The organism is Arthrobacter ramosus (assembly GCF_039535095.1).
GTDB classification, from domain to species: domain Bacteria; phylum Actinomycetota; class Actinomycetes; order Actinomycetales; family Micrococcaceae; genus Arthrobacter; species Arthrobacter ramosus.
Map to the genome: position 1 here is coordinate 3,020,024 of NZ_BAAAWN010000001.1, position 19,899 is coordinate 3,039,922.

Genomic DNA, 19,899 nt, shown 5'->3' on the forward strand with positions numbered 1-19,899 from the left:
AGGAGAACGGGGACGACATGTCTGAATCCGTTAACTTGCCCGCCCTTGGTGAAAGCGTCACCGAAGGCACCGTCACTCGCTGGCTCAAGCAGGTTGGTGACCGAGTGGAAGTCGACGAGCCCCTGCTCGAAGTTTCCACCGACAAAGTAGACACCGAAATCCCGTCTCCTATTGCCGGCATTATCGAAGAAATCCTCGTAGCTGAGGACGAGACCGCCGAAGTCGGTGCTCCCCTGGTTCGGATCGGCAGCGGCAGCAACGGCGCTGCAGCGCCCGCAGCCGCACCTGCGGAAGAAGCACCGGCAACCCCTGCACCTGCCCCGGCCCCTGAAGCTGCACCGGCTCCCGCAGCCGAAGAAGCCGCAGCCCCTGCAGCCCCTGCAGCCCCTGCAGCAGCTTCCAGCGAGGCATCGGGTCACGACGTGACTCTCCCCGCCTTGGGCGAAAGCGTCACCGAAGGCACCGTCACCCGCTGGCTCAAGGCCGTCGGCGACACCGTCGAGGTGGACGAACCGCTCCTCGAGGTCTCCACCGACAAGGTCGACACCGAGATCCCCTCCCCCGTGGCCGGTACTTTGCTCGAGATCCGCGTCAACGAAGACGACACTGCCGAGGTCGGTTCCGTTCTTGCCGTCATCGGCTCCGGCGCCCCCGCCGCAGCAGCACCGGCACCCGTAGCAGCAGCCCCGGCCGCGGCAGCCCCCGTTGTTGAAGCCGTACCCGCTCCGGCAGCCCCGGCACCGGCAGCAGCACCTGCAGCAGCACCGGTTGCTGCCCCCGCAGCTCCGGCACCGGTCGCCGCACCCGCAGCGTCTTCGAGCGAGTCCGGCTACGTCACCCCCCTCGTCCGCAAGCTGGCCAACCAGAGCGGTGTCGACATCACCACCGTGACGGGCACCGGCGTCGGCGGCCGTATCCGGAAACAGGACGTGCTTGCCGCGGCCGACGCCAAGAAGGCAGCAGCCGCCGCCCCGGCGTCCGCAGCCCCTGCCGCCCCCAGCAAGCCTGCTGCCGCCCCCGTGGCGGCCTCATCGCTTCGCGGGACCGTGGAGAAGGCTCCCCGCATCCGCCAGGTCATCGCCCGCCGCATGCGCGAGTCCCTTGAAACCTCAACGCAGCTCACCCAGGTGCACGAGGTCGACATGACCAAGATCGCCAAGCTCCGGCTCAAGGCCAAGGGCTCCTTCGAAGCCCAGAACGGCGTCAAGCTGACCTTCCTGCCGTTCATCGCCAAGGCCGTGGCCGAAGCCTTGAAGCAGCACCCCAAGCTGAACGCCGCGTACGACGAAGACAAGCAGGAAATCACCTACCACAACGCTGAACACCTCGCGATTGCGGTGGACACCGACAAGGGCTTGCTGGTCCCGGTCATTTCCGACGCCGGCAACCTGAACCTTGCCGGCCTGGCCAGCAAGATCGCCGATGTCGCCGGCCGCACCCGCCAGGGGAAGATCGGTCCGGACGAACTGTCCGGCGGTACCTTCAGCATCACCAACATCGGCTCTGTCGGCGCACTGTTCGACACGCCGATCATCAACCAGCCCCAGGTGGGCATCCTGGGCACCGGGGCCATCGTCAAGCGACCGGTCGTGGTTGCCGACGAGAACGGCGATGACTCGATCGCCATCCGCTCCATGATGTACCTGTCGCTGACCTACGACCACCGCCTGGTTGACGGCGCCGACGCAGGCCGCTTCCTGCAGACCCTCAGGGCCCGCCTTGAGGAAGGTTCCTTCGAAGCCGACCTGGGCCTCTGATTCCAGTTATCGCGTGACGGGAAGGTCCCGACGGGAAACCGCCGGGACCTTCCCGTTTTTCATGCCCGGATATTGCCCCGTGGCTTTGCTACGGCTCGTAGAAGATTCTGGCTAAGCTGGAGCCATGACTATCCTCTTCAACGTCCTGCTGTTCTTGCACATCGTCGGCGCAGCCATGATCGTGGGCTACTGGATCGCCACCCTGAAGCAGCCGACCGTCCACCCGCGCCAGCGGGATGGCGCCTTCGTGCAGCTGATCACCGGTGTTGCCATGATGGGAATCCTGCCCATGCTGCCCAATGCCGATCCCAACTACTTCAAGCTCGGTATCAAGTTCGCGATCGGTCTCGCCGTCGCCGTGCTCGCCGTCATCGGCTCGCGGAAGGTCAAGAAGGGCGAACCGGTCTCTACAGGTTTGGCCCACGGCGTCGGCGGCCTGGCATTGGTCAATATCGCCATCGCCACGATCTGGCAGTGACCTCGTATATGCGCTGACCGGAGCAAACTTCGCGGCCGTCTGGACTCTCCGTCCGGGCGGCCGCCGCCGCTTAAACCGTCGCTTCTCAAAGAGTGGCAGTCACAATCCTCTGAGAGCGGACAAGCGGTGCGCCGCCGCCGTCGAATCCCTAGGATTGAACCCGGCGGCATCCGGTATCCGGATGCCAATTCGCAACGACGCTGAGGAGTGGACATGGCTACAACACGCACCGCACACACCGTATGGAACGGCAACCTGATCGAAGGCGCCGGCAACACCACGCTGGACAGCTCCGGACTCGGAACCTTCAACGTCACCTGGAAGGCCCGCGCGGAGTCCGCAGAGGGCAAGACCAGCCCCGAAGAACTGATTGCCGCAGCACACTCGGCATGCTTCTCGATGGCGTTCAGCAACGGCGTGGCAGGCGCAGGATTCACGCCGGAAGAGGTCAACACCAAGGCCGACGTCACCTTCCAGCCAGGCGTTGGCATCACGGGCATCCACCTGACCGTGAGCGCACGCATCCCCCGTGTCTCCGAGGAAGAATTCCAGCGCCTCGCCGAAGACGCCAAGGTCAACTGCCCGGTATCCCAGGCACTCCGGGCAACTCCGATCACGCTGGATGCCACGCTCGCTTCCTAGCGGCAACACGTCCAAAGCAACGAAGTCCCCGCCTTTCCTTCCGGAAGGGCGGGGACTTCGTTTTGCAGGCCTTGAGCTAGTCCTTTTGCGGCCTCGCGGGCAAGGCAGCCGGGCGGACCTTGCGGTAGCCTTCACGCAGCGGTGGCCGGTCCGTGGGTAGTTCCTGGACCATTTCCTTGAGTGCGCCGATCCCGTACTCCAACTGGGGATCGGTGCCGGCGGCATAAGCGTGGGGCGGGAACACCACTTCGATGTCAGGCTCAACGCCGAAGTTCTCCACGCTCCAGCCGATGCCGCCGGAGAACCACGTGGCATAGCGCGGCTGGGTCACGCCGGTGCCGTCAGCCAGGGCGAAACGGTTGTCGATGCCCACCACTCCGCCCCAGGTTCGGGTGCCGATGACCGGGCCGATGCCGCGGAGTTTGGACACCTGCGTGATGATGTCGCCGTCGGAGCCTGCGAATTCGTCGGTGAGGATAATGACCGGGCCGCGTGGGGCGTGATGCGGGTATGTACGCGGCTTTTCGCCACGCGGCATGCTCCAGCCGGTGACCTTGCGGCCGATCAGTTCAGCCACGAGCTGCGAGGTGTGGCCGCCGCGGTTCCGCCGCACATCGACAATCAATCCGTCCAGCGCGGTCTCAGTATCGAGATCCCGGTGAAGCTGCGCCCAGCCGTTGGCCATCATGTCCGGGACATGCAGATAGCCGAACTTTCCGTCCGAGGCCTCGCGCACGGTGCGCCTGTTGGCGTGCACCCATTCCTGGTACCGCAAGCGTTCCTCATCCTTCACCGGAACCACAGCGATCCGCCGCTGCTGGCCTGCCGCCTCACCGTGCCCGCCGCCATTCAAGATCGTGAGTTCCACTGTCCGGCCCGCTGCGCCCACCAGTTGTTTGGCCGGAGTACGGTCTGCGGAGAGCCCGACGCCGTCGATCGCCAGGACCACGTCGCCCACCTTCGCGTCGGCTCCCGGCCGCGTCAGCGGCGAGTTGGCCAGGGGGTCGGAAGTGTCTCCGGCGAGGATGCGCGTGATCTCCCAACCGGCCTCCGTGAGCTTGAGGTCGGCACCGAGCCTGCCCTGTCCATTGCTCCCGGGTTCGCCCACAGCGGCCGGACGCACGTAAGCGTGGGAAGTGCCGAGCTCACCGTGCAGTTCCCACAGAAGGTCCACCAAGTCGTCGTGCGAACCCAGGCGTTCGACGACGGGACGGTACCGTCCGTGCACCGAATCCCAGTCCTGGCCGGCCATGTCTTCGGTCCAGAAGAAGTCCCGCTGCAGCCGCCACGCTTCGTCGAATGCCTGTCCCCATACGGCCAACGGATCCATGACCACCCGGATCCGGTTCAGCTCAACCTTGACTAGCTCGCCCGATTCTTCCTCAACCTTGGCGTCGGACGGTACGGCGACAACCTGCTTGTCGTTGACGAAGACCAGTTTCTTCCCGTCTCCGGACAATCGGTAGCGCTCAACCGCGGACGCGAGTGTTACCTGCTTCTGCTTCGAAAGCTCGTAGCGGACCAAGGCCGGAGCAGGCGCCTTGTCCTGTACCGTGCCACGGCCATCTCCCGTGACACCCGAGAGCGGGGTGTCGAGCCACAGCAGTGCGCCGCTGGAGGCCGAAAGCGCCGAGTAGTTGCCCTGCGGCACCGGGACGCCGATGACGCGCAACGGCAGCCCCTCACGGTCGACGCGGACCTTGACGGCGGTCCCGGCACCATCCCCCGTACCGTCTTTCGCCCCGTTCGTCGCGCCGTTCTTCCCTTCGGGTAGGGCGTCCGCTTCATCCTCGTCCAGCAGATCCACTACCGGGCCGAAGGGCGATGGAGTGGCTGCAGCGAGTGCAACGAGGTACGGCTTGATGGGGCTGGGGAAAGACAAGTCGAAGGCATGGCCGTCGTAGACGGGATCAAAGCTGCGGTTCGAGAGGAACGCGAGGAATTTGCCATCGGGAGTGAAGGCCGGCGATTCGTCGCAGAAGCGGCCGTCGGTGACCTCCACGATGTCTTCCGGGTTGGCGGTGTTGACCATGCGCAACTTGCTCCGCGAGCCGAAGGACGTCACAGGCTCGGACCATGCGAGCCATTGTGAGTCCGGCGACCAAGCGAGGCCATCAATGCTGCCGTCCCCCACGCTGACAAGCGGCGACAAGGTGCCACTGGCAGTGTCGGCCAGGTAAACGTCCCCGAAGGCGGTACCCACGGCAAGCCACCGGCCATCGGGACTGGCTTCGAGGGCGCTGGGACGTGCCGCCCTGGGGAAATCGATCCTCAGGAAGTCAAGCCGTGACTCCCCGGCTCCGCCACCGGCCGGGTTGACCGGGGCAGCCTCAGCGTCCGCGGACGCCGTAGCGGGCTCCGCGTGCGGTTCCGGCAGTCGAACCGCGGACGTCGCGGCCTGTCCCGTAATGGCCGACGCCGAGACGGGGCGGGGCAGTTGTCCGGCCCCGTCCTCTTCAGCTTCGCGTGGCGCGGGTGCGGCGTCCTGGACTGGAGCCTCAACGGCCGGCCCTGAAAAACGCGGGGCAATCCTCTTGATGTACATGGAATCGACGCCGTCGTGGTCCGCCACAAAGGCGATACGACCGTCGATGAGGGGCCGGGGAAGCCTTGCCCGCACGCCCGGAGTCGCTTCGACCACCCGGGACGGTCCGTCTTTATGGCGCAGCCAGTGGATGGTTCCGTGGGATTCCACCGCGCTGGCCGTACCGGCAGCGTTGGGGAAGACGTCGCCCAAATGCGCGGCGACTTTGAGGGGTGCCGGCCGGCGCGACTGGGATGCCGAGCCCAGGCTGATGTCCAGCCGCACCGCCTCGGCATCGGCCTCGAGCGTCGGCAGGATCCACAACCCGCCCGCCGATTCGAAGATGACCCGATTGCCGTCACTCGCAGCGTGCCGGACATAGAAGTCCTCGTGATCGGTGTGCCGGCGCAGATCCGAACCGTCCGGCTGCACCGAATAGAGATTTCCGTAGCCCTCGTGGTCCGAGAGGAAGGCGATCCGTCCGCCTACCCACAGCGGGTCCGCGAGGTTCCCGTCGAGCTCGGGAAGCAAGCGGGCGAACTCGCCGTTCCCGTCGGCGTCGATCCACAGTTTCCCCGCGGTACCGCCCCGGTACCTCTTCCACCAGGCGGGCTCGCGGGAGAGCACGCTGGCAAGGACAACGGGACGTTCATCCCCCACTTCCGGGCCGAACGCCACCGATTCGACCGGGCCAAAAGGAAGCCCGACAGCGGGGCCGCCGTCGAGCGGCAAGGCGTAGGCATGCGTGTGCCGCCCCTCAGCCTGTTCGAAAGCCGTGGTGACCACAATGTCGCCTGAGGAGGTGAATCCCTTGACGCGGGTGCTGCTGTGACCGAAGTAGCTCAACTGCCGGTACCCGCCGCCGTCGACATTGGCCGTCACCACCTCGGGAGCGGCCCCGACGATCGTCGTCCAGACGAGCCGTTTGCCGTCCGGGGTGAAGCGGGGATTGCGTGCAGGGAGCTGCTGGGCCGAAATCCGCCACGCGCGGCCTCCGGCCGCGGGCGCAATCCAAACGTCGTCTTCGGCCACGAAAGTGATCAAATCACCGTGCAAATGCGGGAAACGGAAGTAGCTGGAGGAGGTCATTGTTCGATCATAGTCAACGGAGAAGCGAGCCCTCTGAGGCCTGCCGTAATGCCGAAGTGATGCTTGCCATGATGAGATGAGGCATGCGAATCGTGATATCGGGTGCTTCAGGATTCATCGGAACCGCGCTCTCCGCGCATCTCCTGGCCAGTGGGCACGAGGTCGTCCGGCTGGTTCGCCGCCCGCCTGCAGGAGCCGGCTCGGCATATTGGGATCCGGCCGCCGGTCAACTGGATGAGGCGGTACTCGACGGCGCAGACGCGGTGGTCAACCTCTCCGGGGCAGGCATCGGGGAGCGCCGATGGACCAAAGCACGCGTGCGGGACATCATCGACTCGCGCTTGCGGACAACCAAAACGCTCACGGCGGCCATGGGACGGCTGGGAACTCCGCCCCGAACGTTCCTGAGCCAGTCGGCCTCGGGTTACTACGGTTCGTCCCGCGCCGGCCTGCTCCGGGAGGACGCAGGGCCGGGCAAAGGCATGCTGGCCACCCTGTGCGTCGATTGGGAGGCCGCCGCCCACACGGCACCCGCCGGCGTACGAGTGGTGACGCCACGTACAGGTGTGGTCCTCAGCCCTGCTGGCGGAGCGTTGGGGCCGCTCCTTCCGTTGTTGAAGATGGGCGTGGGCGGACCTTTGGGAAACGGCCGGCAGTATTGGCCGTGGATTTCCCTCGTGGATGAAGTTTCGGCCTTCGAATACCTGCTCAACTCGTCGCTCGAAGGTCCCGTCAACGTGTGCGCCCCGGAAAGCGCCGACGTCAACGCCATCGTTGCGCAACTGGCGGCGGCCCTGCACCGGCCGGCGTTCCTACGCGTACCTGCCCCCGCGCTGCGCCTGGCCCTCGGCAGCCATCTGGCAGAGGAACTTGTCCTCGCCAACCAGCGCATGGAACCGGCAAAGCTGATGGACTCAGGCTTCGCCTGGCAGCACCCCGCGCTGACGGACGCCGCCCGATGGGTGGCGAGTGGCGGCAAATGATCGCTTAAGACTGCTTGGCCAAGATCTCCGTGATCCCCCACGCGTCCTCGCCACGCTGGAGAACCACCCTGAGTTCCTGTGGTTTACCCCGGGGACGCGCTCCGACTACCTTCCCTGAGGCCTCCCGTTCTTCGTAGGCGGAGGTTTGCACCGTGACAGCAACTGTTGCCCGGTCCGGGCTGGGAGGGCCTTCCACGCTCACGCTGGTCAAAGTGGTGGAAAAGCCCGCGAGAACCAAGCCGGCGCCGATCAATTCATCCCTGAGCTTTCCATCCGAGGCGGCGGCCGCCGAGCCCTGCACATTGACGTGGTCCAGGAGCTCGAACTTGCCGGAACTCAACGCTGTGTCCCGGATCGCGGACAGTCCCCTGATGGCTTCCTCGGGGTTTGTGGATCGGATCAAGCCCCTTGCTGCCGCAGGAACTTCTGCCGGCGCAGGAACTTCTGCTGCCGCGGGAACTTCGTCGAGGACGGTTCCTCGCCCGGTATTGCCCTGCAAGCCTGGCTCGTTCGCCCTTCGCCCTTCCTGGCCGGCCCACCACACTGTGGTTACCGATCCGGCACCTGCAACTAACCCGACGGCGAGCACAATGGACGCCACCCGCCGTCGCACGGAAACCGGCGCAACCGCCCGCCGGCGCGTTCGTCCTGCCACCGGCGAGCGGAAGCGGCTGAAGAGCGCCGCGATGCGGGCGCGCTTTGAGCGAGGACCGGAAGCCCGACGCCGGGTCATCAGTTCCGGAACAACCGTCGCGTGCACCGATACCGAAAGGTCCACGGCTTCAGGCGCTGCGCTCCGGTAGACCGCGACACCCAATTCGGCCGCGGAGGGCCGCTGCTGCCCATCGGGATGAAGCCCGGCCTCGATGGCAACGGCCAAGGCTGTGGGGACCGCGGACACGAGCAATGTCAGAGGCGGCCTGCGTGCCGCAGTGTCCGGAGCGGAACCGGTGAGGCAATACCAGCCAAGGGCAGCGAGGGCGTAGGTATCGCGCTGCGGCTGGAGTTCCGCGGTCCCCCGGACAATCGGATCGGGATCCACGAATCCGGGAGTTCCGGACTCAGGGACCCCGGAAGCGTCCCCCACCACGCGGGAAATGCCCATGTCCGAGAGGAGCGGCTTTCCTTGGGCAGTGAAGAGCACATTGCCGGGCGAAACATCGGAATGTGTCATACCTTGGCGATGCAGATAGGCCAATGCCTGCGCGAGGGGCGTCAGGATGGTCACCGTCTCACCCACGCCAAGACGCCCCCTGCTGGACACCAACTGCCCGAGGGATCCCCCGGGGGCATAATCCATGACCACGCCCAAGCCGCCGTCGAAGGTCCCTGCCAACTCAACAACGCCGTGGACCTTGACGAGGTGCTCATGGTCCAGCCTGGACAGAAGCCGCACCTCACGCAGCACGGATGACTTGGCCTCGCCTGGATCCACCGTCGACGGGCTCCGGCCGAGGCATTTCACGGCGAAACTGTTCCCCGACCGCTGCTCTGTTGCGAGCCACACCGTGGCGCTCCCGCCGCGGCCCAGCTCACGGACCGGAACAAATCCTGGGATCACGGGTTCCGAAGGTTCGATGTCCAGGGAGGGCATGTCCCCCTCATGGTCCTGACCACTCTCGCCGGGCGAAAAAGTCTCCATGCCTCAACAAATACCGGAAATCGCGGATTGCCGCAGAAGTTATCCACAGGCCAGAGGGCAGGAGCCCAGCAAGCAAGCCGAGTACGACTGAGAGCTTGGCCACAAAATCATGGCCTGCGTCCAGCGGGGTCTAAGCTTGTCCCCATGACTCTTGAGTTTTCACAGCTGGGTCTTGCCCCGGATTTCGTTGACTACATGCAGGGCTGGGATATCCAGCGCGAACTCCACAACAAGGTTGTTGCCGGCGATATACCCAGCACCGTCTTGCTCCTTGAACATGCCGCGGTCTACACGGCAGGCAAGCTCACGGAGGACCACGAGCGCCCGTTTGACGGCACGCCGGTTGTTCCCGTGGACCGCGGCGGGAAATTGACCTGGCACGGACCCGGGCAGCTCATTGCCTACCCCATCCTCAAGCTGAAGAACCGCGCCGGGATCCGTGACTACGTCGAGCGCCTCGAAGCCGTCATGATCGCTATCATGGAGGACTACGGGATCAAGGCCACGCGCGTCAAAGGCCGGGCCGGAGTCTGGGTCCTCGCCGATGAAAAGGGTCCGGACCGCAAGATCGCCGCGATCGGCATCCGCGTCCTGGACGGCGTCACCATGCACGGCGTGGCCATCAACTGCAGCAACGACCTCGCTCCCTACGCACAGATCATCGCGTGCGGCATCACCGACGCCACCGTCACCACCATGTCCATTGAGACCGGCAGGACCATCAACCCGGCCGACATTGCCGAGCGCTTCGTGGAAGAGTTCCGCAAGCACGAAGAAGCACTCGTATCCAGCCCCGAAGGAGCACTCCAGTGACCCTGGCACCTGAAGGCCGTAAGCTGCTGCGCGTTGAACAGCGCAACAAAGCCGTCCCGGTCGAACGCAAGCCCGAGTGGATCAAGGCCAAGGTCCAGATGGGCCCGGAATTCGTGGGCCTGAAGAACCTCGTGAAAAAAGAAGGCCTGCACACCGTCTGCGAGGAAGCCGGCTGCCCGAACATCTTCGAGTGCTGGGAAGACAAGGAGGCGACCTTCCTGATCGGCGGCTCCGAATGCACCCGCCGCTGCGACTTCTGCCAGATCGACACCGGCAAACCCTCCCCGGTGGACATGTTCGAACCCACCAAGGTCGCCCGCTCCGTCCAGGCCATGGCCCTGCGCTACGCCACCGTCACCGGCGTCGCCCGCGACGACCTGGCAGACGAAGGCGTCTGGCTCTACGCCGAAACCGTCCGCAAGATCCACGAACTGAACCCCGGCACCGGCGTCGAACTGCTCATCCCCGACTTCTCCGGCAAACCCGAACACATCCAGGCGATCTGCGACTCGAACCCGGAGGTCTTCGCGCACAACGTCGAAACCGTGCCCCGGATCTTCAAGCGCATCCGCCCCGCGTTCCGCTACGACCGCTCCCTGGACGTCATCAGCCAGGGCCGGGCCGCCGGCATGGTCACCAAATCCAACCTGATCCTGGGCATGGGCGAAACCCGGGAAGAGATCTCCGAAGCCCTTACCGACCTGCGCGCCGCCGGCTGTGACCTGATCACCATCACCCAGTACCTGCGCCCGTCCGAACGGCACCTGCCCGTGGACCGCTGGGTCAAACCCCAGGAATTCGTCGAACTCGCCACCGAAGCCGAGGAAACCGGCTTCCTCGGCGTCATGTCCGGCCCCCTGGTCCGCTCCTCCTACCGCGCCGGACGCCTCTGGGCCACCGCGATGCGCAAGAAAGGCCGCGAAATCCCCGACCACCTGGCCCACATCGCCGAAGGCATCCAGGACTCCGGCACCACCCGCCAGGAAGCCCGCACCCTCCTCGCAAACCACGCATAGCACGTCGGCTAAAGCACGGTCAAAGGACCGGACCCCGCACAAATCCGGCGTCCGGTCCTTTGGCATAAATCACGTAGAATTAAGGCACTATGGCGAAATCCCCTGATTCCAGCAACTCGACAACATCGGCTGCCGACGCTCCCAAGCGCGGCTTGTTTTCCCGCAAGCCCAAGGAAGCCAAGGCCAAGAAGCCGAGCCAGCTGAAGCAGATCGGCGAGGTCTTCAAGATGACCCGCCGTAATGACCCCATCGTCGTGTGGCTCATGCTGCTGGCGTTCCTTGGCGTCATTGCTGTCAGCCTCGTCGTCGGGCTCCTCCTGAACAACTGGGTCACAGGCCTGATCATCGGCATCCCCTTGGGCCTGTTGGCAGCTGTCTTCATCCTCTCGCGCCGCGCGGAACGTGCGGCCTTCGCGCAGATCGAGAACCAGCCCGGAGCTTCCGGTGCGGCTTTGGGGACCCTGCGCCGCGGCTGGATCACTGAGGACCAGCCGGTCGCCGTCAACCCGCGTACCCAGGATGCCGTCTTCCGCGCCATTGGCCGTCCCGGCGTCGTGCTGGTCAGCGAAGGACCGTCGCACCGCGTCAAGCCGCTGGTTGACGCCGAGCGCAAGAAGCTCGCCCGCATCTTGCCGAACGTCACCATTCACGTGATTGAAAGCGGTCGTGGCGAAGGCCAAGTGCCCATCAGCCAGATCGCAAAGACCATGAACAAATACAAGAACGAGCTCACCAAGGTTGAGGTCGGCGCTGTCAGCAAGCGGATCTCTTCGCTCGGCAACCGCCTGCCGATCCCCAAGGGTATCGACCCCTACAAGGCACGCCCTGACCGCAAGGCAGCACGCGGACGCTAACCAAAACAAAAGCCGCCCGTTCCTGGAATCTCCAGGAACGGGCGGCTTTTTTGTCCGCGAAATAATTACATACGAATGAGGATTGTGTTCATGGCCCTGTCGTGGAGGCCACGCTGGTCAGGATCGAAAACAACCGCGGGAATCACCAGGCACAGGAGGATCGTCCTGACGAAGGCAGCCAAGGGTCCTGCCTGCGTTCCTCCGAGCCGTACCACGTGGATGCCCGCAACCCGGTGTCCGATGCTGTAGCCCAGCGTGCCGATGAGAAGGATCTGCTCCACCGCAAAAACGGCAAGTGTCGCCCACTGGTTGCCGCCGAAGGCAAAGTTGCTGATCACCAGGGCAATGACCCAGTCGATGCAGATTGCCAGGATGCGACGGCCGGCCCGTGCCATGGAGCCGGGGCCGGACTCGGGCAGGCCGAGCCGCGCTCCCGGGTACTTGGAGATTCCGGACGTGTCCGGCCCTGTGAGCCATGAACCAATATCTTTACGATCAACCACGCTTCAAGCTTACGGCTTCACCATCGGATGGTTTGCGGCGGTGGTCGCGGGTGGTGGATCGTTCACAGTTTCCGCAAGGAAACAGACACACAGACGTAAGACATAGACTGGCACTGCAGTAGACCAGTAGCGTTTACACGGCAGGCAGTTCTGTAACCTGCTCGAAACAATACTGACACTCCGGGGAAATCCCATTTCCCTATGGTTGGAGAAGTTGCTAGCCGCCGCATCAGGGATACTTTTTTGTTTCCCTGCTTTCGGTTTGCGCTGGACCAGACGGCCCGAGGGGCCTGTTACCTGTTATGCGTTAGGAGCATAGATGTTCAAGACTGCGGACGAAGTCCTCAAGTTCATCAAAGACGAAGATGTTAAATTCGTCGATATCCGCTTCACCGATCTTCCGGGCGTCCAGCAGCACTTCAATGTGCCGGCAAAGAGCGTTGACGCTGACTTCTTTGTCAACGGCCAGCTCTTTGACGGATCTTCCATTCGCGGTTTCCAGGGCATCGCCGAGTCCGACATGCAGCTCATTCCGGACGTAACCACGGCCTTCATCGATGCCTTCCGCATCGAGAAGACCCTCGCACTGAACTTCTCCATCGTGAACCCCCGCACGGGAGACCCGTACCACCGCGACCCGCGCGGCGTTGCCGAAAAGGCCGAAGCTTACCTGGCCTCCACTGGCATTGCGGACACGGCATTCTTTGCCCCCGAAGCTGAGTTCTACGTCTTCGACAACGTCCAGTTCGAATCCTCCCCGCAGGGTTCCTTCTACAAGGTCGACTCGATTGAAGCCCCTTGGAACACGAGCCGCGAAGAAGAAGGCGGAAACCTCGGTTACAAGACCCCCTTCAAGGGCGGTTACTTTCCGGTATCCCCGGTTGACCATCAGGCTGACCTCCGCGACGCCATGTGCCTCGCCCTGGACGAAGCAGGCCTCGAAGTCGAGCGCTCGCACCACGAAGTCGGCGCCGCAGGCCAGGCTGAGATCAACTACAAGTTCACCACGCTGGTGCACGCTGCCGACGACCTGCAGAAGTTCAAGTACGTCATCAAAAACACCGCGTGGGAGTACGGCAAGTCCGTAACCTTCATGCCGAAGCCGATTTTCGGTGACAACGGCTCGGGTATGCACTGCCACCAGTCGCTCTGGAGCAACGGCGACCCGCTGTTCTACGACGAGAAGGGCTACGCCGGCCTGTCCGACACTGCACGCTGGTACATCGGCGGCCTGCTGAAGCACTCCTCTGCTGTGCTCGCCTTCACCAACCCGACGGTCAACTCCTACCGTCGACTGGTCAAGGGCTTCGAAGCTCCGGTCAACATGGTCTACTCGCAGGGTAACCGCTCCGCCGGCATCCGCATCCCGATCACGGGCTCCAACCCTAAGGCCAAGCGCATCGAGTTCCGCGCTCCGGACGCCGCCTCCAACCCGTACCTGGCGTTCTCCGCCCAGCTCATGGCCGGTATCGACGGCATCCGCAACCGCATCGAGCCCCCGGCTCCGATCGACAAGGACCTGTACGAGCTGCCTGCCGAGGAAGCCAAGGACATCCCCAAGGCTCCGGGTTCCCTCGAGGAAGCACTCGAGGCCCTGCGCGAGGACAACGAGTTCCTGCAGGCTGGCGGCGTCTTCACCCAGGACCTGATCGACACCTGGATCGAGTACAAGTACGAGTACGAGATCCGTCCGCTGTCGCTGCGCCCGAACCCGTACGAGTTCGAGCTCTACTACGGCGTCTAGTAACCCCGCAAGAGGCAAATGAAGGGCCACAGTTCATTTTGTGAACTGTGGCCCTTTTCCTTTTAGCGTCCACAGACGCTAAAAGCGTCGACAGGCGCAAGCCCACAAAAAAGAACGGCTGTGTCCGTCAAGACACAGCCGTTCTCTTGTAAAGGCCCCGGATCGCCGGGGCGGGACCCCCAATTTTTCCTACACCCGCCGGCGCCCGCTAATCAACCTGAAGAGGAAGACGATAATCGCCAAGACGATCAGTATCGGGGCGATCCAGAGAAGGAATCCCAGGGCCTTGACAGTTCCGCCAATGATAAAGAAAAGGATCGCGATGACCGCGACGATTCCGAGGATGACATTCATGATGTACCTTCCGTTTCAGTCGTAAACATTCTGAAGATTGCCTTTATCGCTGTGCAAACCTCAGCAACCTTACTGTAAGTATGCTTATTATTCCAATCCGCGCTCACGGAAAGCCTGTCGCCGACGTGGACGCCGTGGTACGTTCAGCGTGATCAGGATGCTCAAGAGAGTCCTCATCCCTTCCGGCTCCTGACGCAACTTCTGAAAGCGGAGGCATACGATGACAACCTTGATGATCTTCCATGAGGTCGACGACGTTGAGCACTGGCTCAGCTCACCAAAACGGGAAGAAATCTTCGGACCCATGGGCATTACGGTTCGAACGTTCGCAGACCCGGCGAAAACCAACCGTGTCGGACTGATAGTCGAAGTCCCGGACATGGAAACGTTCCAGCGAATGATGGAGTCCGAAACTGCGGCCGAAGCGATGAAATTCGACGGCGTGCGCCCGGAAACAATCTTGACGCTCGTCGAGTCCTAGATACGCCCTAGTAGCCGAAACCCCGGTACATGGTCCATTGCGGACCGGCGGAACCACCCAAGTACCTGCCCGTCTGGAGAAAACCCGCGTTTACGTAAGCGGCCTTGGCGGCGGGATTGCGTTCGTTGACGGAGAGCACGACGCCGTCCTGCCCGCCACCCAGCCTCGCTGTCAGCTTCTGCGCTTCCCGGGCCGCAGCTACAGCCGACAAGGAGCCCAGGCCCCGCCCTTGGCGCGTCTGGTCGATCAGGAATCCACGCAGGAGCCAGGCGGAATCGTCGTCGGGCCATCCCGCCAAGGTCGCGGCGCCGGCCTGCAAGGTAAAGACTCCGACAGCGGCGCCGGCCGCTTCGATCACGTACGGCAGGCGGCTTTCGTCTTCGAGGCCCATAAGCATCATCTTGAACGGGTCCCCGACGAAGTCTTGCTGCCCTGCGGCCAATTCCATCGCCGCGACGTCGCCGAGCTTGATGGCGCGGGCATCGTCGTCGAGATCCTTCAAAGGAATGAGCCACACGGTTTCCAGCATCCTTCAAGCTTAGCCGTCTCCGCACTCCGCGAAGCGGCCTGGCTGGAGCTCACTGGCCGTAGAAGTCCTTCTCAAACACGGCCCGGGTCCGTCGGCTCAGACGCAGATAATCTTCCTCGAACACCGCGGCTTGCCCAGGAGCGTAGCCACACCACCTGGCAACGGCCTCGAGATCCCTGCGGGAGGCAGGGAGGAGATCGGAGGCACGCCCGGTGCAGATCACATTCGCCGAGCGGATACGGCTCGCGAGCCGCCAGGCTTCGCGTAGCAACACGATGTCACTCTTGTCGATCAAGCCCAACGACTCAATCGCGTCGAGGGCCTGCGGGGTGGAAGTCGTCCGGAGTTGCGGATGCTTCCCTGCGTGTTGGAGCTGCAGCAGCTGGACAAGCCATTCGACGTCGCTGAGTCCGCCCCTGCCGAGCTTTACATGCCTGGCCGGATCGGCGTTTCTCGGGAGCCGTTCCGACTCAACCCGTGCCTTGACGCGTCGGATCTCGCGCACATCTGTCTCTGCGAGCGATTCCGGGTAGCGGATCGGGTTGATGAGCCGGAGGAACTCCGCGGCCAAATCGTCGTTGCCGGCCATTGGCTGGGCCCGCAACAGCGCCTGGGCTTCCCAGATGAGGGACCACCGCCGGTAATACTCCGCGTATGACTCGAGGGAACGGACCATGGCCCCGCTCTTCCCCTCGGGGCGAAGATCGGCGTCGACTCTGAGGACCCGCTCCGCCAGGATGGCCGGTTTGAGGGGTTGGGTCAGCAAAGTGGAAATGTGCCCCACGATGGCAAGGGCTTGTTGCTGGGCTTCGGATTCACTCGCGTCGGGAAGAGCGCGATGGACGTACATGACGTCGGCGTCCGAGCCGTAGCCGATCTCGCGTCCGCCTTGCCTGCCCATGGCAACCACCAACACCTGCGTCTTGAGGAGCCCATCGGAAACCACGACGGCCTCGGCGACGTGCAAGGCGCCCAGAACCGCAGCCCGGTCGGCATCGGCCAATGCCGCGCCCACTGCGTCTTGTTCCAGGAGGCCGGAACTGTCCGCGATGGCGATCCGGAGGATTTCCCGGCGCCTGATGAGCCGGATGAGCCGCATCGCGTTCGCAGGATCGGCGTGGCGCGACATCTTGGACTGGATTTCCTGCCACTGCGCTTCGAAGCTCAGCGGCATGAGTTCTTTGTCGGCACCAAGCCACGCAACGGATTCCGGGGAAACCTCCAGAAGATCGGCGATCAACCGCGAGTTGGAGAGCACGTGGCAAAGCCGCTCGGCCGCCGCTTGGGAGTCCCGGAGCATCCCGAGATACCAATGGGTGGTTCCGAGGGCTTCGCTGACGCGACGGAAGGCGAGCAGTCCGGCGTCGGGGTCGACACCTTCGGCGAGCCAGCCGAGAAGGATGGGGAGCAGTTGCCGCTGCAAGGCGGCGCGGCGGCTGACACCCGCCGTGAGGGCCTCGATATGGCGCATGGCCCCTTGCGGGTCGCGGTAGCCGAGCGCTGCAAGGCGGCCTTGGGCGGCCTCCGGAGTGAGCCGGGCGTCTTCGGTGCTCAGCTTCGCGGCAGTGTTGAGCAGCGGCCGGTAGAAGATCCGATCGTGCAGTTCTCGAACGGACCGTTTGGTCTTCTGCCAGGTTTCGATCAGGGCGTCCGGATGCGGCCTCCCCGTGGAAAAAGGTCCCAGGACTGCCTTCGCGAGGAAACGCAAGGACTCCTGGCTCGTGGGCATGAGGTGGGTACGGCGCATCTGGAACAACTGGATGCGGTGCTCAAGAACCCGCAGATAGCGGTAGGCGGCGTCGAAGGCAGCGGCGTCCACCCGGCCGATGTAGCCGCCCGCGGACAGCGCGGATATCGCCGACGTCGTATCCCGGCAACGGAGCGTTTCATCGGACTTTCCGTGGACGAGTTGCAGGAGCTGCACCGTGAACTCGACATCGCGCAAGCCGCCGGGACCGAGTTTGATCTGGCGCTGTTCTTCCGCCGGAGCGATGTTGTTCGTCACCCTCCGGCGCATCGCCTGCACCGATTCCACGAATCCTTCCCGGCCGGCCGAAGCCCACACGAGCGGTTGGACGGCCTGCTCGTAACGCGAGCCCAGATCCCTGTCCCCTGCGATCGTCCGGGCCTTGAGGAGCGCCTGGAACTCCCAGCTTTCAGCCCACTTCGCGTAGTAGCTCAAGTGCGAGGGCAACGTCCTGACGAGGGGTCCCGATTTCCCCTCGGGCCGAAGATTCGCGTCGACCTCCCACAGCCCGGGTTCGGATCCCGTGGACGAAATGGCACGGGAGATCCCGGCGGCCAGGGCCGTGCCGATGGTTGCGGCCTCGGCGTCCTCCAGGTTCGGCGCCTCGATCACGTAGATGACGTCGACGTCGGAAATGTAGTTGAGCTCGCGGGCACCGCATTTGCCCATGCCGATGACGGCCAGCCCGACGCCGGCAATATCGGCGGGATCGAAAGTCGCCGCGGCTTCTGCCCTGGCAACCGCGAGGGCCGCTTCTATCGCCGCACCGGCGAGGTCGGCCAGTTCGGCGCCGACGGCGGGCATGAAGTCTTGGGGACTCGCGGCGCAGAGGTCCTTGATGGCCAGTTCGGTGAGCCCGCGCCGGTAAGCAGTCCGCAGAGCGGTGTAGGCGCGGGCTCCCGTCATCGCGGCAACGGGCCGGGGAGAATTGGGGTCTGCTTTGACCGATCGGAGCAGCTTCCTCCGCAGCTCACCGGCGTCGGCGGACAAGGGTTCCGGGCTGACGCGGACATCGAAGACGTCCAGATGTTCCGGATGCCTGATCAGGAACTCCCCCAAGGCCTCGGATGCCCCCAGCAATCGGTAAAGCGGCTCGCTGCGATCCGGGTGCTCCCCCGCGAGCTGCCTGAGTGAGGGATGCTTCTCAATCAAACGGACGAGCGACTGGAGCGCGGTGTCCGGGTTGGCGCTCAGGTGCAGGCCGGCAAAGATCGTGTCCTGGTCGATGCCCTCGAGTTCACGCGCGGCAAGGAACCGTTCACCCTTTTCAAGATCGCTGAAACCGGCTGAGATGAGCCGGCGGGCCAGGCTCACACTCACAGCCTAGAGAATGCCGAGATTGCGCTTGAGCTCGTAGGGTGTGACCTGGAGCCGGTAATCCTGCCATTCCGCACGCTTGTTGCGCAGGAAGTGGTCAAAGACCTGTTCGCCGAGGATGTCCGCTACGAGTTCCGAATCTTCCATGGCGCGGATGGCATCGTGGAGGCTGGCCGGCAGCGGAGTGTGACCCATCGCCTTGCGCTCGGCCGTGGTCAGCGACCAAACGTCGTCTTCCGCCGCGGCCGGAAGGTCGTAGCCTTCCTCGATGCCCTTGAGCCCGGCACCCAGCAACACGGCGTAGGCGAGGTACGGGTTCGTGGCGGAGTCAATCCCGCGGTATTCGATCCGCGCGGACTGGCCCTTGCCCGGCTTGTAGAGCGGCACCCGAACCAGGGCGGAACGGTTGTTGTGGCCCCAACTCAGGTAGCTCGGCGCCTCGCCGCCGCCCCAGAGACGCTTGTACGAATTGACGAACTGGTTGGTGACGGCGGTGAATTCCGGCGCGTGGTGCAGGATGCCTGCAATGAACTGGCGTGCGGTCTTGGACAACTGGAATTCCGCGCCGGCCTCGTAGAAGGCATTGGTGTCACCCTCGAACAGCGAGAAATGCGTGTGCATGCCCGAACCCGGGTGGTCGGTGAACGGCTTGGGCATGAACGTGGCGTAGGTACCCTGCTGCAGGGCCACTTCCTTGATGACCGTGCGGAAGGTCATGATGTTGTCCGCCGTCTGGAGGGCATCCGCGTAGCGGAGATCGATCTCGTTCTGGCCGGGTCCGCCTTCGTGGTGGCTGAACTCCACGGAGATACCCACGGATTCAAGCATGGTGACGGCCGTGCGGCGGAAGTCCTGTGCCACGCCGCCGGGCACGTGGTCGAAGTAGCCGCCCTCGTCAACGGGAACAGGAACGCCGTTGGCGTCGAGGTCCTGGGACTTGAGGAGGTAGAACTCGATCTCAGGATGCGTGTAGCACGTGAAGCCCATGTCCGCGGCCTTGGCGAGGGTGCGCTTGAGCACGTTCCGGGGGTCGGCAGCCGACGGCTCGCCGTCGGGGGTCAGGATGTCGCAGAACATCCGGGAGGTCTGCTCGGTTTCCCCACGCCACGGAAGGATCTGGAACGTGGAGGGGTCCGGCTGGGCCAGCATGTCGGATTCGAACACCCTCGCGAGGCCCTCGATCGCCGAGCCGTCGAAACCCAGGCCCTCCTCGAAGGCGCCTTCCACTTCCGCCGGCGCAAGTGCCACCGACTTCAGGGAACCGACGACGTCGGTAAACCACAAGCGTACGAAGCGCACATCACGCTCTTCGATAGTCCGCAGAACGAACTCTTGCTGGCGGTCCATGGGGCCTCATTTCCGGGTCAACGTCCATGCCGCGGGTTCGAAGTTCGAAGCCGACGACAACTCAGCATTCACTCTACTA

At 64.1% G+C, this 19,899-nt stretch carries 16 protein-coding genes; 9 read left to right on the forward strand and 7 right to left on the reverse strand.

The window, feature by feature from the left end:
- Positions 1-17 precede the first annotated feature (17 nt).
- The 3 genes from sucB (at position 18) to ABD742_RS14015 (ending at position 2,877) form a co-directional block, all read left to right on the forward strand.
- Positions 18-1,757 (forward strand): 2-oxoglutarate dehydrogenase, E2 component, dihydrolipoamide succinyltransferase, encoded by a 1,740-nt coding sequence (gene sucB / locus ABD742_RS14005; protein WP_234750022.1) that lies wholly within the window; start codon positions 18-20, stop codon positions 1,755-1,757.
- Between the two features lie 124 nt (positions 1,758-1,881).
- Positions 1,882-2,235, forward strand: coding sequence for a hypothetical protein (locus ABD742_RS14010; RefSeq protein ID WP_234750020.1), 354 nt, complete (start codon positions 1,882-1,884; stop codon positions 2,233-2,235).
- A 213-nt stretch (positions 2,236-2,448) separates the two neighbouring features.
- Positions 2,449-2,877: an OsmC family protein gene (locus tag ABD742_RS14015; RefSeq protein WP_234750018.1), complete on the forward strand. Its 429-nt coding sequence runs from the start codon at positions 2,449-2,451 to the stop codon at positions 2,875-2,877.
- A gap of 76 nt (positions 2,878-2,953) precedes the next feature.
- Here the strand turns inward: ABD742_RS14015 and ABD742_RS14020 are convergent, their stop codons facing one another.
- The gene (locus ABD742_RS14020) at positions 2,954-6,490 is read right to left on the reverse strand and encodes a S41 family peptidase (RefSeq protein WP_234750016.1); all 3,537 of its coding nucleotides are present in this window, start codon (positions 6,488-6,490) and stop codon (positions 2,954-2,956) included.
- A gap of 83 nt (positions 6,491-6,573) precedes the next feature.
- Here ABD742_RS14020 and ABD742_RS14025 point away from each other — a divergent pair, with 83 nt between their 5' ends.
- Positions 6,574-7,473: a TIGR01777 family oxidoreductase gene (locus tag ABD742_RS14025; RefSeq protein WP_234750014.1), complete on the forward strand. Its 900-nt coding sequence runs from the start codon at positions 6,574-6,576 to the stop codon at positions 7,471-7,473.
- 4 nt (positions 7,474-7,477) lie between these two features.
- On the opposite strand, the gene ABD742_RS14030 is transcribed toward ABD742_RS14025, so the two are convergent.
- Positions 7,478-9,067 carry a serine/threonine-protein kinase gene (locus ABD742_RS14030; RefSeq protein ID WP_344788257.1) on the reverse strand — a complete coding sequence of 530 codons (1,590 nt, stop codon included), beginning with the start codon at positions 9,065-9,067 and terminating at the stop codon, positions 7,478-7,480.
- 192 nt (positions 9,068-9,259) lie between these two features.
- Here ABD742_RS14030 and lipB point away from each other — a divergent pair, with 192 nt between their 5' ends.
- The 3 genes from lipB to ABD742_RS14045 all read left to right on the forward strand — a co-directional run bounded on the left by lipB (position 9,260) and on the right by ABD742_RS14045 (position 11,798).
- Positions 9,260-9,928, forward strand: coding sequence for a lipoyl(octanoyl) transferase LipB (gene lipB, locus ABD742_RS14035; RefSeq protein ID WP_234750010.1), 669 nt, complete (start codon positions 9,260-9,262; stop codon positions 9,926-9,928).
- Positions 9,925-10,944, forward strand: a complete 1,020-nt coding sequence (gene lipA / locus ABD742_RS14040; protein ID WP_344788259.1) for a lipoyl synthase — start codon at positions 9,925-9,927, stop codon at positions 10,942-10,944. Before lipB ends, lipA begins: the two co-directional genes overlap by 4 nt.
- Positions 10,945-11,033: 89 nt before the next feature.
- A complete protein-coding gene (locus ABD742_RS14045; RefSeq protein WP_234753880.1) occupies positions 11,034-11,798 on the forward strand; it encodes a DUF4191 domain-containing protein in 765 nt (254 codons plus the stop codon).
- Between the two features lie 65 nt (positions 11,799-11,863).
- On the opposite strand, the gene ABD742_RS14050 is transcribed toward ABD742_RS14045, so the two are convergent.
- Complete coding sequence (locus ABD742_RS14050) at positions 11,864-12,301, reverse strand: RDD family protein (RefSeq protein WP_234753878.1); 438 nt, start codon at positions 12,299-12,301, stop codon at positions 11,864-11,866.
- A 319-nt stretch (positions 12,302-12,620) separates the two neighbouring features.
- On the opposite strand from ABD742_RS14050, the gene glnA reads away from it, so the two are divergent.
- Positions 12,621-14,045, forward strand: a complete 1,425-nt coding sequence (gene glnA / locus ABD742_RS14055; RefSeq protein WP_234753877.1) for a type I glutamate--ammonia ligase — start codon at positions 12,621-12,623, stop codon at positions 14,043-14,045.
- A 189-nt stretch (positions 14,046-14,234) separates the two neighbouring features.
- On the opposite strand, the gene ABD742_RS14060 is transcribed toward glnA, so the two are convergent.
- A complete protein-coding gene (locus ABD742_RS14060; RefSeq protein ID WP_148667595.1) occupies positions 14,235-14,399 on the reverse strand; it encodes a DUF2207 domain-containing protein in 165 nt (54 codons plus the stop codon).
- Between the two features lie 220 nt (positions 14,400-14,619).
- Between ABD742_RS14060 and ABD742_RS14065 the strand changes: the two genes are divergently transcribed.
- The gene (locus ABD742_RS14065; protein ID WP_234753875.1) at positions 14,620-14,880 is read left to right on the forward strand and encodes a hypothetical protein; all 261 of its coding nucleotides are present in this window, start codon (positions 14,620-14,622) and stop codon (positions 14,878-14,880) included.
- A gap of 7 nt (positions 14,881-14,887) precedes the next feature.
- Here ABD742_RS14065 and ABD742_RS14070 read toward each other — a convergent pair whose 3' ends face one another.
- From ABD742_RS14070 to ABD742_RS14080, 3 genes are read right to left on the reverse strand one after another with little or no spacing between them, the layout of a single operon-like run.
- Entirely contained in the window at positions 14,888-15,409 is a 522-nt protein-coding gene (locus ABD742_RS14070) for a GNAT family N-acetyltransferase (RefSeq protein ID WP_234753873.1), read from the reverse strand.
- 49 nt (positions 15,410-15,458) lie between these two features.
- Positions 15,459-18,470, reverse strand: a complete 3,012-nt coding sequence (locus tag ABD742_RS14075; RefSeq protein ID WP_234753872.1) for a bifunctional [glutamine synthetase] adenylyltransferase/[glutamine synthetase]-adenylyl-L-tyrosine phosphorylase — start codon at positions 18,468-18,470, stop codon at positions 15,459-15,461.
- Between the two features lie 9 nt (positions 18,471-18,479).
- Positions 18,480-19,820 carry a glutamine synthetase family protein gene (locus tag ABD742_RS14080; RefSeq protein WP_234753871.1) on the reverse strand — a complete coding sequence of 447 codons (1,341 nt, stop codon included), beginning with the start codon at positions 19,818-19,820 and terminating at the stop codon, positions 18,480-18,482.
- Positions 19,821-19,899: the final 79 nt, after the last annotated feature.

What these genes read in the sequence shown, in the direction of transcription:
- sucB (WP_234750022.1), top strand. Translation starts at nt 18, where the DNA reads ATGTCTGAATCCGTTAACTTGCCCGCCCTTGGTGAAAGCGTCACCGAA.
- ABD742_RS14010 (WP_234750020.1), top strand. Translation starts at nt 1,882, where the DNA reads ATGACTATCCTCTTCAACGTCCTGCTGTTCTTGCACATCGTCGGCGCA.
- ABD742_RS14015 (WP_234750018.1), top strand. Translation starts at nt 2,449, where the DNA reads ATGGCTACAACACGCACCGCACACACCGTATGGAACGGCAACCTGATC.
- ABD742_RS14020 (WP_234750016.1), bottom strand. Translation starts at nt 6,490, where the DNA reads ATGACCTCCTCCAGCTACTTCCGTTTCCCGCATTTGCACGGTGATTTG.
- ABD742_RS14025 (WP_234750014.1), top strand. Translation starts at nt 6,574, where the DNA reads ATGCGAATCGTGATATCGGGTGCTTCAGGATTCATCGGAACCGCGCTC.
- ABD742_RS14030 (WP_344788257.1), bottom strand. Translation starts at nt 9,067, where the DNA reads ATGCCCTCCCTGGACATCGAACCTTCGGAACCCGTGATCCCAGGATTT.
- lipB (WP_234750010.1), top strand. Translation starts at nt 9,260, where the DNA reads ATGACTCTTGAGTTTTCACAGCTGGGTCTTGCCCCGGATTTCGTTGAC.
- ABD742_RS14045 (WP_234753880.1), top strand. Translation starts at nt 11,034, where the DNA reads ATGGCGAAATCCCCTGATTCCAGCAACTCGACAACATCGGCTGCCGAC.
- glnA (WP_234753877.1), top strand. Translation starts at nt 12,621, where the DNA reads ATGTTCAAGACTGCGGACGAAGTCCTCAAGTTCATCAAAGACGAAGAT.
- ABD742_RS14060 (WP_148667595.1), bottom strand. Translation starts at nt 14,399, where the DNA reads ATGAATGTCATCCTCGGAATCGTCGCGGTCATCGCGATCCTTTTCTTT.
- ABD742_RS14065 (WP_234753875.1), top strand. Translation starts at nt 14,620, where the DNA reads ATGACAACCTTGATGATCTTCCATGAGGTCGACGACGTTGAGCACTGG.
- ABD742_RS14070 (WP_234753873.1), bottom strand. Translation starts at nt 15,409, where the DNA reads ATGCTGGAAACCGTGTGGCTCATTCCTTTGAAGGATCTCGACGACGAT.
- ABD742_RS14080 (WP_234753871.1), bottom strand. Translation starts at nt 19,820, where the DNA reads ATGGACCGCCAGCAAGAGTTCGTTCTGCGGACTATCGAAGAGCGTGAT.